Annotated in this window: 11 protein-coding genes; 5 read left to right on the forward strand and 6 right to left on the reverse strand. The window is 37.9% G+C overall.

What is annotated here, in order from left to right; translation table 11 throughout:
• The first annotated feature begins 17 nt into the window (after positions 1-17).
• Positions 18-1,343: a hypothetical protein gene (locus FVB32_RS03375; protein WP_147741170.1), complete on the forward strand. Its 1,326-nt coding sequence runs from the start codon at positions 18-20 to the stop codon at positions 1,341-1,343.
• Positions 1,344-1,345: 2 nt separating this feature from the next.
• On the opposite strand, the gene FVB32_RS03380 is transcribed toward FVB32_RS03375, so the two are convergent.
• Complete coding sequence (locus FVB32_RS03380; RefSeq protein WP_147741172.1) at positions 1,346-2,572, reverse strand: carboxypeptidase-like regulatory domain-containing protein; 1,227 nt, start codon at positions 2,570-2,572, stop codon at positions 1,346-1,348.
• A 91-nt stretch (positions 2,573-2,663) separates the two neighbouring features.
• Between FVB32_RS03380 and FVB32_RS03385 the strand changes: the two genes are divergently transcribed.
• Entirely contained in the window at positions 2,664-3,380 is a 717-nt protein-coding gene (locus FVB32_RS03385) for an adenine nucleotide alpha hydrolase (RefSeq protein ID WP_147741174.1), read from the forward strand.
• Here the strand turns inward: FVB32_RS03385 and FVB32_RS03390 are convergent.
• From FVB32_RS03390 to FVB32_RS03405, 4 genes are all read right to left on the reverse strand, one after another.
• Positions 3,360-4,517 carry a serine hydrolase domain-containing protein gene (locus FVB32_RS03390; protein WP_147741176.1) on the reverse strand — a complete coding sequence of 386 codons (1,158 nt, stop codon included), beginning with the start codon at positions 4,515-4,517 and terminating at the stop codon, positions 3,360-3,362. The genes FVB32_RS03385 and FVB32_RS03390 overlap by 21 nt on opposite strands.
• 73 nt (positions 4,518-4,590) lie before the next feature.
• The gene (locus tag FVB32_RS03395; RefSeq protein ID WP_147741178.1) at positions 4,591-6,567 is read right to left on the reverse strand and encodes a DUF3352 domain-containing protein; all 1,977 of its coding nucleotides are present in this window, start codon (positions 6,565-6,567) and stop codon (positions 4,591-4,593) included.
• A gap of 61 nt (positions 6,568-6,628) precedes the next feature.
• Entirely contained in the window at positions 6,629-7,288 is a 660-nt protein-coding gene (locus FVB32_RS03400; protein WP_147741180.1) for an aspartate kinase, read from the reverse strand.
• A gap of 52 nt (positions 7,289-7,340) precedes the next feature.
• Positions 7,341-7,700: a YraN family protein gene (locus FVB32_RS03405; RefSeq protein WP_147741182.1), complete on the reverse strand. Its 360-nt coding sequence runs from the start codon at positions 7,698-7,700 to the stop codon at positions 7,341-7,343.
• A gap of 169 nt (positions 7,701-7,869) precedes the next feature.
• Between FVB32_RS03405 and FVB32_RS03410 the strand changes: the two genes are divergently transcribed.
• Together FVB32_RS03410 and FVB32_RS03415 are read left to right on the forward strand one after the other, a co-directional pair.
• A complete protein-coding gene (locus tag FVB32_RS03410) occupies positions 7,870-9,381 on the forward strand; it encodes a DUF1800 domain-containing protein (protein WP_147741184.1) in 1,512 nt (503 codons plus the stop codon).
• Between the two features lie 9 nt (positions 9,382-9,390).
• The gene (locus FVB32_RS03415) at positions 9,391-11,103 is read left to right on the forward strand and encodes a DUF1501 domain-containing protein (protein WP_147741186.1); all 1,713 of its coding nucleotides are present in this window, start codon (positions 9,391-9,393) and stop codon (positions 11,101-11,103) included.
• An 86-nt stretch (positions 11,104-11,189) separates the two neighbouring features.
• On the opposite strand, the gene FVB32_RS17670 is transcribed toward FVB32_RS03415, so the two are convergent.
• Complete coding sequence (locus FVB32_RS17670; protein WP_187269487.1) at positions 11,190-11,354, reverse strand: hypothetical protein; 165 nt, start codon at positions 11,352-11,354, stop codon at positions 11,190-11,192.
• Between the two features lie 164 nt (positions 11,355-11,518).
• Here FVB32_RS17670 and metG point away from each other — a divergent pair, with 164 nt between their 5' ends.
• Positions 11,519-13,600 carry a methionine--tRNA ligase gene (gene metG, locus FVB32_RS03420; protein WP_147741188.1) on the forward strand — a complete coding sequence of 694 codons (2,082 nt, stop codon included), beginning with the start codon at positions 11,519-11,521 and terminating at the stop codon, positions 13,598-13,600.
• The last annotated feature ends 11 nt before the right edge of the window (positions 13,601-13,611 follow it).

Raw genomic sequence — 13,611 nt, forward strand, 5'->3', positions numbered from 1 at the left:
TAAGTAAAACTAACCAAATGCTTAAGAAAAAGCTCACCAAATTAGTTGGCATAAAAAAGGAGTTATTTGATTCCTTTTTAGAATCCTCTCAAATAAAAGCGCAACCTGCTTACTTGATACCAACTTTGAAAACAGGAGATGAAATGGCTTTGACTTCAATATTTCTCTCCTCACTAAGGCTAATTGATGAATTTAGAGAAGGAATTTTCAAAGATATTAAGCTCAGTAGGTCTGGTAAGTTATACTATTATACAGAAGTTACATTTCCAGAGATAAGTCCAAATAGGATAGATGGGATGATTATTAATGTAACGTCCGGATCTATTAAAGAAGCTGCATTCTTCGAAATGAAAAGTAAGAACAATGGCATTGATAAAAATCAAGTTGAAACATACATAACAGTTGCAAAAAAGTTAGGTATACAAACAATGGTGACAGTATCCAACGAATTTGTTTCAGACCCTTCACACTCGCCAATAAATTTGAGGATTCCAAAAAGTATCTCTCTTTATCATTTATCATGGACATACCTGTTGACACGAGGTCAACTTTTACTGTTCAAGAATGATTTCAACATAAAGGACGAAGACCAAATTGAAATAATGAGAGAGGTTCTTTCATATTTAGAAAGTCCATTATCTGGCGTACTAGGTTTCATGCAGATGAAGCCAGGTTGGAAAGAAGTGTGTGAATATGTAAAAGCAGGGAAAAAAATAAGAGTTAGTGACAGTAATGTCGAAGAAACTGTGTTAAGCTGGCATGAAGAAGAAAAAGATGTGGCTTTACTTCTAAGCAGAAAGTTAGGTGTTTTGGTAAAATCAAGCTCCAAAAACCCAAATTCTTTAAAAACAGACATTAAAAGACTGGTAGATACTTCAATCCTACAAGGTAGCTTAAGTGTGAAAAATTCAGTTTCTGACATAAAAATTCGTCTAGATTTTGAAAAAAGAACAGTTTCAATGTCAGTTAAAATTATTCCTCCTTTAAATAAAGGAACTGTGGCCAGAAACTCATGGATTGCAAGACAACTAGAGAATTGCAGTAGAAAGAGCGAATTGGTTTTTGGTACAATAAGTAAAAATATTTGGTTAGAAAGTGATATTAAATTTGCAAGAGAAAATATAAAGGTCAAACTATCGGAATTAGATGAACTAAATGACCTTACGAAAGGGAAAGAAGTCCAAGCCTATCACGTCAATTATTTATCAGATTTTGGTGTTTCCTTTTCAAGTGTCAAAAAATTTATTACACTAATGGACAAAATGGCTTTAGATTTATATGAAGGAGTTGTTCAGAACATGACTAATTGGAATAAGCCTGCCCCTAAATTAGAGCGAAACTAGACCTAATTTTCTTCTAGCTCCCTTAAAATTTGACTTTGTTTGGCTGTCCGCTGTGGAACATTATAGGTAGCCCAAAATTCAGTATCAAAATTTTCAGTTTGGTTTTCAATACTGGTATTGATATTCATGTTCCTTAAAAATTGATAATTGTCTACACTATCAACAATAATGTTGTTAATAAAGAGCTCTTTTTTGGGGTATTTGGTAAACAATAAGAGATTGGAATCTTGTCCTTTGTAAATCTTCCAAATATCTTCTTCTTTTTGATATTTCAAATAAAACCTACCATTGTATTCTTGATATTCGAAAATAACATTATAGTATACTTGTTGTGCCCCATTGGTAAAACGTCTTTGCCAAGATCTACCATTCTTTGCTTTTCTGGTCAGCTCTACTCGCACAAAAGCAAAAGTTTCAGCATCAATATAAAGCACAGCTTTCTGAAAAGGTTCATCCATGCCTGTAATCTTATAAACCAATCGGTTATCATACGATTCAATACCTTCAATTTCATATTTCCATCCTTTCTTTCCTAAAATTGGGCCATAATCAAACCGAATGAAATCATCTTCAATCAAGTCAATAACCGAGTTTTTGCGTTCTGAATTTTCATTCCAAGGATGTCTCCGTGAAAACCTATTGGTACGAACCCCAAGCAATTCTACCTCTGGCTCTTTTTTAACTTGTGAACCTTGGTGTTTAAACTTTATAGCGCATTCCAAAAATTCAACATAAGTCTCGTCCTCCTTTTGTAGATCTCGCACGAAACCTTCTAAAAAATAGGGCTCGGTAGGGTAATTTAATGCAATGTTCTTATAGGCCTTCTTAACAATTTCCCTTGCCTTAAGTATTTTATTTGCACTTCCATCCAATAAGACCTCATCCAATTGATTGATTTGTGGAAGCAATGAAATTACTTTATCCTGAGAAAAATCATCGGACTTTCTCTCGACACTGACATAACCCATTGCAGAAATGACTACCAATGTTTTCTTTTCTTTCGTCGGAATATGAAATACAAAATACCCTTCTGTATTGGTCGTGGTCCCGATTGGTTTATCTTTTAGATATATTGAGGCATAAGGAATGGATTGCTGTGTTTTGGAGTCCACCAATTGTCCTGTAATCGTAAATACCTCTTGTTGACCATACACAACTATTGCATAAAAAATGAAAAGTATGGATAAACAATACTTGCTACTTCTAACCATATTTTTAAGACGAAACATATTTTATCTTGTAACAAAGAACGTGAGATTTCTTAAACTCGCGACTTCTAAGTATAAATGATAAATGCCTTCAAAGTTCTATCTTCGAAACATGTCAGAAAAACCCAAAACCTATTTTAATTGGAGCTCTGGGAAAGATTCCGCACTCGCCCTCTATTTTCTACAGCAACAGAACAACTATGCAATTGACCGTTTGTTGACCACGGTAAACTCTCATTACAATAGAGTTTCCATGCACGGACTGCGTAAGGAGGTTTTGGAAGCTCAAGCTAAGGAGGTTGGCATACCATTAGACATTCTTGAAGTTCCTGAAAGTCCATCAATGGAAGAATATAACACTTTGATGGGAAATAAAATTGAGCAATTAAAATCTGAAGGATATACGCATACCGCTTTTGGTGACATCTTTCTGGAAGACCTTAAAGTCTACAGAGAAAAAATGTTATCTGTTGTAGAAATTGAAACTATTTTCCCTATCTGGAAAAGGGACACTCGGGAACTGCTCAGCGAATTCTTTGCATTGGGATTTCGCGCTGTAATTGTGTGTATTAATAACTCAAAGTTAGACGCTTCTTTTTTAGGGAAAGAATTATCCTTGGAGCTCATTGAGCAATTTCCAAAAGATGTTGATCCTTGTGGTGAAAATGGGGAGTTCCATACCTTTTGTTTTGATGGGCCAATTTTTAAAAAACCCATTGCATTTGAACTAGGAGAAAAAGTCTATAAAACTTATGATGACCCTTCGGACAAAACCAAAAATATCAAGTTTGGGTTTTGTGATATTTTATTAAAAAGCGTCGTAGACTAATTTTACAAACTCTCCTATTTTATTTGGTTCCAACCAACGCGTTACTAACATGAGTCCACTTTTTTGGTCCACTACAATAAAATTGCCTCCAAAACCAGCTGCATAAAATAAATGTTCGGGAACATCTTTCCAATGGCGTGATCCTTTTTGGTTTAACCACCACATATATCCATAATTTACATTGGGCACTGAAGGTTCTGTCGCTTTGGTAATCCAACCTTCACTTAATAATTGCTGATCTTTCCAACGACCATTATTAAGGAATACCAATCCAAAACGAGCCATGTCTTCTGTATTAATAAACAAGCCTGCTCCAGAATGGCCACCTCCTGTTACAGATTTCATTTTTATGCCGTCAACCTCGGTCCAAGCATGATCATACCCATACCAGCGCCAAGTGGTAGAAGCATCAATCTTATCCATTAGCTGTTCTTTTAATACCATGGGCATAGGTTTACGCCAAACATGGGTAAGAGAATAGGACAACACATTTACCCGAACATCATTGTACTCCATTACGGTACCTGGCTCATTGAGTTTTCGAAACTTCCAGTCATCCAAGTCGCCATCTTTGGGTGGCCTGTCCGCCCAATCCTTAAGGCCCCAAAGCTCTCCAGACCAATCAGAGTTCTGCTGTAAAAGGTGCTCCCAACTTACCTTGCTATTATGTCTCCCATCAAAAGTACCGTCCCAAATATAATCGCCTACTTTATCATCAACACTTGAAATCAATCCCTTGTCCACTGCCAAACCCGCCATAGTGGAAAGAAAACTCTTTGTGACGCTAAAAGTCATATCGACCCGTTTGGTATCTCCCCATGAAGCTAATAGATAGCCATTTTTTAAAATCATCCCTGCTGGCCCACCACGTTTTTTGGTAGGTCCCAAAATTTCATGGAAAGGTTCTCTCTGAAACCCTTTTAAAATGGCTCGCCGTAAATCCCGCGACCCGGAGTATTCATTTGCCATGGCAAAATCCACAGCAGTCTGTAGTTTGGTTTCGCTAAAAGAAAATTGGTTTTTGGAAGTCTCTTTCCACACCACATTGCGTTCGGGAAAATAAACATCTTGGCACACACCAAAATTTGCCGACAAAACAAAAGCAAGCAATACGATTAGATGGATACTATTTTTCATTTGTAGTAACTCTTAGTTTGGGAAATCAAGTTACTAATTGCAAGTTACATCTTGAAGTTCTTTGCAGAATATATTAAAACCGCTTCTTCCTTACCAACTCTCCAGCATCATCATAATACCGCCAAGTACCTACTTGTTCACCTCTTTTAAAACGTCCAGATATTTTTTCGCTGCCATTGGAATAGAACTCAGTGTAGCGCCCGTGTTTAAGGCCATCCTTTAATTCTACCTCAAACCTTAAGGTGCCATTGGAATAGTTTTTACGAAATGACTTTGCATTTAGGTCTGTGGGATAAATGGGGTTTAAATTAAATATAGCATCTGTAGTTTCTGATGTATTTGTAGCTTTTGGTTTTGATACCACTACCTTGTCTTGAAATTGTGCCTTATCCTTAACCTCATTGACATCTTGATAGTTGACCACTAGCAGACTTTCAAAAAGGTCATCTTCTGGGGTTAATTGAAATCCAATCTGTGGAAAGCAAATAATAAAATCTTTGTTTTTGCGAAGTTTCAATCTTGTACTTCCATCTGCCAACGCATACATATTATCATATAACACTGGAATATTGCTATATACAAACAGGCTGGATTTGCGTTCAAACCGTTTATCAAAATCTATAAAATCTTTAGACGTTGATAAGGTTTCTTGAGTGGTAAAGTTATCAATAATACCTTTTAGTGTATTTGGGTTATTACTAAAAATCACATAGTTATCTATTTGGGTAAAATAGGGTTTATCTAATTGGTTAAACCGATTTCCCAAAAGGATTTTAAAGAAGCCTTTAATGGATAGAAAGTTGATTTCATGCTCCTTATAGGAAATTGCTTTAAATTTTACCGGGGTCTTTTTTTTGATTTGTTTTAGCACAAAATCCAAATTGGCTTTGGCATCATCCGCATCCGTGGTTTTTAAAACCAACGCCATATCGTTTTTCCCTTTTGAAATAGCCGACTGAATTTGTAGTAGTGCGATTTCATCTCCAATCCAGCTTATAAAGTTTTCCTGAATATCAATTTTCAGAAACTTCTCCACTTTTTCTATTCCGGCTTGATAAGTCTCAAATTGTTCGGTATCGCCTTCTTGTGCTTGCTCAAAATTTGTATAGAATTCAGAAAAGCTATGAAACCCGTAGCTCACATAAAGCGCTGTGCGTTTAGGAGCAATTGTAGGTATTGTTCGTTCTGCAGTTCCCGATTTCTGAAGTGCGTTTAAATAATTTTCATTGATGGAACTGATATTGGTAAAGCCGTTAGCCGTGATAGTACTGCGTTTATCCAAATCAAAGCTGAAACCAGAGAACAAAAAGTTGTTGCTGATCCTATATACCCAGTCGCTTGGTTTAGCTGAAAAACGTTTGTAGTAGTCATCCAAAAAATCGTATTGCAGATACAAACGAAATAAATCTTCATACCCAACCTTTTTATTGATCTCTATAAAATTCAGGTTTCGCCCCAATGCTGGTTCTTGGTACTGATCTATTGATGCCTCCACCAAGGTATGGGTGTAAGAGGCCACCAATTGGTTTTTCACAAAGGACAGATACATGGTTTCCTTGTTCTTGTGATCGTACACTTCCAGAATTTCCTGATTGTGATAGTTTCGCTTGCTTAAGGTGTAGTTGTCATTAAGAAGGGTATTCAAATAGGTTTTTAGCAATTTTAATTTGGCAATCCGTTTAAGGTCCAACACGTAGAAAATTCCATAGTCTTTTTCAGAGACCATGTGGATGGAAATGAACAGGGAGCGCCCATCAAAAAACTCGAACAACTTATGGTTGTTGTTGAATACGGTATCTACTTTCTGAATGTTTTCCGTCAGCTCGGCAAAATATCCGTTTTTTTGCAAGTGTTGCCAAGCTTCGCTTTCACTTACTTTTTGCCAGCTTTCTACGGGTTTTTCAGATTCAATTACAAAAACGGCATCCTTAGGTATAAGATAAATGGATTGAAGATTGGTCTTAGGTGATAAAACCAATATGTATAAAAGATAGGCTACATAAACCAAAAGTAAGGCAAGGAGGCCAAAGAAAACTCTTTTTTTAATCATTGGAAGGAAGTGTCTTCTCTATCAACGAAAAAGCGAATAATTTAGTTTACGCCTTTTTATACTAAAGTGATTTTAAGTCCTTAATGGTCTTAAAGGCCACATCTACCTGTTCCTCGTTGACCAAAATGGTGAACTCATTGGTGGTGGAAATTACCTCATAGAGTATAATACCTTCCCATGCTAAACGCTGAAAGATAAAATAATAGATTCCGGGTACTGAAACATTTTCAGCTGGAAGTTTTACCGTAATGGAAGAAAGGTTTTCTGCCTTTTGCGTACAGCGCTCGTGCTTAAAATACTTTTCCACCACACCATCCATCAAGTTGCTTATGACAATATTGATTTCGTTAACTCCTCTTGAAGAGGTATAAAACACATCTTGATTTGCATTCACTTCCTGTAATAATCTAGCTTGTTGTTGCAAAATAGTCTCTGAAGCCAAAAATGTGTAATCCGTTAACGAAGAGCGCACCGTTATTTCACCAATATTCTTAAGGACCTTTACAATTTTATGGGTTGCTCTAAATTCCAAATCATCTGACAAACGCTTAAGCGCCATTACAATGGCTCCGTCCTTTACATCTTTACCTAATGCATCCGAGATTTCAGGTTTTATTTGTCTAGATAAAGATGTAAGATTGATGATGCCCTGCGCTAAGGCACTTTGCAAGAAGGGTTTCTTTTTGATATAATGTTCAACTACGGCGGATATGGTTTTCATTCTTGGCGGTTTTATAGCAAAAATAACATATTGTTACAAATAAAACAAATGGTTAAAAATGATAGAACGCGTTTTCCACATGTTCTAGCTCAAAAACCTCACCTTTTTTAATTACTGTAATGACGTCGAACCTCACCTCAACATCCAAATTATTATCTTCAATATAATGATCCGCTGCCATAACCAGCAGTTTTATTTTTTTTGCAGGAATTGCTTGAGAAATATCCTCAAAAAACCCTGAAGTCCTAGATTTTACCTCAACAATTACAAGTTCTTTGCCCTTTTTAGCCACAATATCTATCTCCGCTTTTAGATACATATAGTTTCGAAAACAGATTGTGTAACCATTCTTGATTAAAAAATCCGTTGCTTTTTGCTCTCCAAGCCTCCCAAATTCATTGTGTTTTCCCATTCCTTTTGAAAAATATTAAAAAATATGTGCAGTTCATCGAAAAAATTGGTAGTTCAAGGCCAAAACTGCGTTAAGATTGTAATTTGTTGGCTGAATTGAACCACACCCAACGTTAACTAAACATATAGTTGCCCCAAAACTATGGACCTAATTAACGCCAGACATTGCTATGGAGTACTTCATTAATTGTAATTCCTCGACGTTGGCGCAGTATAATACTCCATTGGATGAGTTGCGTGCTGCCCATTTGTACCGGAGGCTAGGTTTTAGTGCCTCAGTACAAACTATTAATGCCGCTGTTGGACAAACAGCCGATACCCTTGTGGACAATTTAGTAAATCAAGCTCTTGCAGCACCTACAATACCTGCCCCGCTATGGGCAGATTGGACGAATGCTGATTACCCTGCCGACGATGATTTGGCAAGACAGGTTAGAAGAGCCCAAGTAGAAGAATTTACTACAGCTTACGGTAACGCCCTCTTAGATAATAACTTAAGAGATAGAATGAGTTTCTTTTGGAGCAACCATTTTGTTACAGAATTGGATGTTTACAACTGTAACTCTTTCTTATACTATTATATAAACAACCTACAGCGCAACGCTTTAGGAAACTTTAGAACCTTTGTGAGCGAAATTGGCTTAACAAGTGCCATGCTCTATTATTTAGATGGTGTAAGAAACCGTGGTAACAATCCAAATGAAAATTATGCCCGTGAGCTTTATGAGCTTTTCGCTTTAGGTGAAGGCAATAATTACACGGAGGATGATATTATTGAAACCGCAAAAGCCATTTCAGGATATACCAATCGCGGTGAAGAAGGATGCACCCAGGTAACCTTTGATGCTGAAGATTTTAATACAGATAATAAAACCATATTTGGACAAACGGGAAATTGGGGTTATGACGATGTAATCGACATCCTATTTACCCAAAGACCTAATGAAATAGCCGGTTTTATCTGCAAAAAGCTATATGAGTTCTTTGTACATCCAGATTCTACAAATGATGATGGAGGTATAGCTCCCGATATTATTGATGGATTGGCACAAACTTTTATTGCCAACAATTTTGAAATTGCTCCAGTATTATCACAATTATTTAAAAGTCAGCACTTTTTTGATGATACCGCTATTGGTGTTATCATTAAAAGTCCATTTGATCTTTATATGAATTTGATCAAGGAAACTGGTTTTACCTATGATGACGGTACGGTTCTTAATGTAGTCGATGCTTCCAGATTAATTGGGCAGGAACTTTTTGATCCCTTTGATGTTGCCGGATGGCAGCGCGATAGACAGTGGATCAACACCAATTTCATTATTGGGCGTTGGCTAACATCCGAAGTGTTCTTGGAACGTTTCTTCCAAGCAAACCCAGAACAATTTAGAACATTGGCAATGGATGCCGTCGGTGCCGCTAATGTAAATACAAGCAATCCAGAAATAGTGGTAAACGCCTTGGTAAACAAGTTTACACCTAAAGGTTTATTGACACCTCAAGATTTTGAAAATTCAATGGATGCCTTCAAAATTGATGACGTACCTGAGAATTATTATTCACCTGATTATATCGCTGGAGGCTTAAGCCTTTGGTCACTATCGGTCAGTGCGGAAGTCCCTACACAAGTTTATGTGTTATTACGTCATTTGTCAAGAGAACCCGAATTTCAACTTAAATAACCCTACACCATGTGCGATACTCATCATACCCACGATACATCACCTCACAAAGGCCTTGAACACGATGGCCACGATTTAGAACACAAAACATGGAGCAGACGTTCCTTTATCCAAGCTTTGGGTATAGCGGGCTCTGGTTCTATGTTCTTGGGAAGTAACTTAGTTTCTGCCTCGGCACCTTCTCCCTTAACATCTGCAATTGCAGATGCTGAGACCGATCATATTTTAATATTGATCAGGTTGTCTGGAGGTAATGACGGACTAAGTACCGTTATCCCAATACAACAATACGATACTTATGCTAATGCAAGGCCGAACATCTATATCCCAGAAAGTAAAGTCCTAAAACTTACTGATGATTTTGGTGTGCCTACCTATATGAGTTCCTTGGAACCACTTTGGGGAGAAGGGCAATTTAAAGCCGTTCATGGAGTAGGTTATGAAGGCCAAAGTCTATCCCATTTTACAGGGTCAGATATTTTTGCCAACACTGATCTTACCACTACTGGTTTTTCTGGTCTTGACACAGGTTGGATGGGTAGACATTTTGAGGAATGCTTCCCAGATTATCTGATTAATCCACCAGAAGCTCCTGCTGCTATCCAAATTGGTAATTTGGCCAACTTGGTTTTCCAGGGTGAAGAGACAAACTATGCCTTCGTCACCAACAACATTGATCAATTGGAAGAAATTGCCCAAACTGGGTTTTTCTATGACATTGAAAATGCTCCTTTTGACAGTTGTATGTATGGCGATCAGCTTAAATTTCTTAGAGGTGTAGCCAATACGACCTACGAATATGCTGGAAAAATTCATGAAGCCTACGAAAGAGGACAAAACCAAGTAGAATATCAAGACAACGGTTTTGCAAGACAATTGGCCCTATTGGCACGATTGATCAAAGGAAACTTAGGTACCAAGGTATACATGATTTCTATGGGTGGATTTGACACTCACGGTAATCAACCCCTTGCTCACGAACGATTGATGACCAATCTTTCTATTGCCATCAACAATTTTTATGAAGATGTTGCCTTTACACAACAAGATGATAAGGTATTAAGTATGACCTTCTCTGAGTTCGGTCGTAGAATCTTTGAAAATGGTTCCAACGGTACCGATCACGGTAAAGCTGCCCCTACCTTATTCTTCGGATCAGGATTGAGTGGAAGTGCATTTATTGGTGACCACCCTTCATTGGAGAGTCCCAATGGACGTGGAAACTTAGAGCATACCATGGATTTTAGAAACCTTTATGGAACAGTACTTGCCGAATGGCTATGCGTTCCAAGAGAAGCTGTAGAACGTCATTTGCTTGGATACCAATATCAGGCAATTGATCTTGGGTTTAACTGTAGCGGAGAAGTCTTTGATGATATTGCCATGGACAGCGATCCACCAACATTACCAGACACCCCACCAAGCCCAGATGGTATGGATCCAGATCCAGATGCATTGGCTACAATTGTGCATAGACCTTACTATCCAACGGAGCGCACTCCACATATTTATTTGGAAATGCCCGTTGCTGCACATGTTGATATTCAATTATACAACATCTTAGGTCAGAATGTAGGTACAGTGTTCAATGAAATGATGCTGGAAGGCTCTGCTGAAATCAATATAAGGGAGCGAATGAGAGATAGTTTATCCACCGGAAAATATATCTATAGAATTTCGGTAGGAGATGAAAAAATGAGTAAATCCGTAATGATAATGTAGACTAGTCGTAACGTATACATTCCAGAATCCTCCGATAGTGCAACTCCCCACCCCAATTAGAGCTGCATGATTCGGAGGTTTCCTTTTTAGGTCGGTTTCGGCTTGTCCCTATCCGTTTTAAATGCCAAGGCCTTTTTCACTTCGTGATTCTTATCCTTGTACACTCGGGTTACTTCTTCCTTTTTATCTTCTTTTAAAACTTCCTTGAATTTTTCTAGCTTTTTAAACTTCTTGGGGTTGCCTGTGCTCATATCAACTATTTTTTATAAGTGTATTCTTACAAGATAATCATTATTGATTCCTTTTCTTTTTTAAAACTTCATTTTTCGATATTCCGACACCCCTCAACAAGTCACTAAAAGGGTAGAATCACTCCAATGAAATTCAGTATTTTTGGGCTTAATTAAATCGATTCATGTCCGAGACCAATTCTCCATCAAGATATACCATTACTGCAGCGCTGCCATACACCAATGGACCGATTCACATTGGGCATTTAGCCGGTGTATATGTCCCAGCCGATATCTATTCGCGCTATTTGCGGTTAAAAGGGCATGATGTTGCTTTTATATGTGGTAGTGATGAACATGGAGTGGCCATTCCAATGAAGGCTAAAAAAGAGGGAGTTTCTCCAAAAGAAATCATTGACAAGTATCATGCAATTATCAAAAAATCATTTGTTGATTTTGGAATTTCCATGGATAATTATTCCCGTACCTCGGCGGAGATTCATCATAAAACAGCATCAGATTTTTTTGAGAAGTTATATGATCAGGGAGATTTTATAGAAGAAGTAACCGAGCAACTTTATGATGAAGAGGCCCAACAGTTTTTAGCAGACAGATTTGTTGTAGGCACCTGTCCAGTATGTGGTAATGAAGAGGCTTATGGAGATCAATGCGAAAATTGCGGTTCCTCCTTAAATGCTACGGACTTAATCAATCCAAAATCTGCCATTACTGGCAATGTACCTACATTAAAGAAAACCAAACATTGGTTTTTGCCGCTAGATCGTTACGAAGGATTTTTAAAAGAATGGATTTTAGAAGGACATAAAAACGATTGGAAACCCAATGTTTATGGCCAATGCAAATCTTGGATAGACGATGGCCTAAAACCACGTGCTGTTACCCGAGATTTGGATTGGGGAATTCCCGTTCCTGTTGAAGGCGGCGAAGGTAAAGTATTGTATGTATGGTTCGATGCCCCTATCGGCTACATTTCATCCACAAAAGAGTGGGCAGAAAGAGAAGGAAAAGACTGGGAACCGTATTGGAAGGATAAAAACACCAAATTGCTTCATTTTATTGGAAAGGATAATATCGTTTTCCATTGCATCATTTTCCCAAGCATGCTAAAAGCACATGGTGATTTTGTGCTCCCGGAAAACGTACCTGCCAACGAGTTTTTGAATTTGGAGGGCAACAAGCTTTCCACCTCTAAAAACTGGGCGGTATGGCTCCATGAATATTTAGAAGAATTTCCAGGCATGGAAGATGTGCTCAGGTATACCTTGACGGCTAATGCTCCAGAAACAAAAGACAACGACTTTACCTGGAAGGATTTTCAAGCTAGAAACAACAATGAACTAGTAGCCATCTTTGGGAATTTTATCAATCGAGTGACAGTACTTACCCATAAATATTATGATGGTATTGTCCCTTCTCCTAGCGAGCTTTCGGCAATCGACAAACAAACACTTGATACTCTAAAGGGTTTTCCTGAAATACTTTCAAGTTCTCTTGAGCGCTACCGATTTCGAGAGGCCAGTCAAGAGTTGATGAACCTTGCAAGATTGGGAAACAAATATTTGGCAGATGAGGAACCATGGAAGTTGATAAAAACCGATGAAGAACGTGTAAAAACAATAATGTTTGTCGCCCTTCAGATTGCAACAGGTCTAGCCGTATTGAGTGAGCCATTTTTGCCTTTTACGTCTAATAAGCTTAAAAACATTCTCAATGTTATTTCGAACGAAGGCGAAAAATCCATAAGCTGGAATGACATAAGCACCACAGACACCCTACTCCCCGCAGGTCATCAAATCAATAAAAGTGAATTGTTGTTTCGTAAAGTAGAGGACAAGGAAATTGAAGCACAATTAGCCAAGCTCGAAGCCACCAAAAAAGCCAATGAACAAATGGAGAAAGAGATTACGCCTCAAAAAGACACCATCACTTTTGATGACTTTACCAAATTGGATATACGTGTCGGTACAATCATAGAGGCTGAAAAAATGCCCAAGGCCAACAAACTTCTGGTTTTAAAAGTAGATACCGGCTTGGATATCCGTACTATAGTTTCCGGAATTGCAGAAAGCTTTACTCCCGATGAAATCGTTGGCAAAAAAGTAACCGTTTTGGTGAATTTAGCGCCACGGAAACTTCGCGGTGTAGAAAGTGAAGGCATGATTTTGATGACAGAAAACCAAGAAGGTAAATTGGTATTTGTCAATCCGGATGAAGATGGGGTTGGGAATGGGGAGACTATAAATTAAAGATAGCTGCT

It is taken from the genome of Flagellimonas hymeniacidonis (assembly GCF_008040165.1).
In the GTDB taxonomy this organism is placed as follows: Bacteria; Bacteroidota; Bacteroidia; order Flavobacteriales; family Flavobacteriaceae; genus Flagellimonas; species Flagellimonas hymeniacidonis.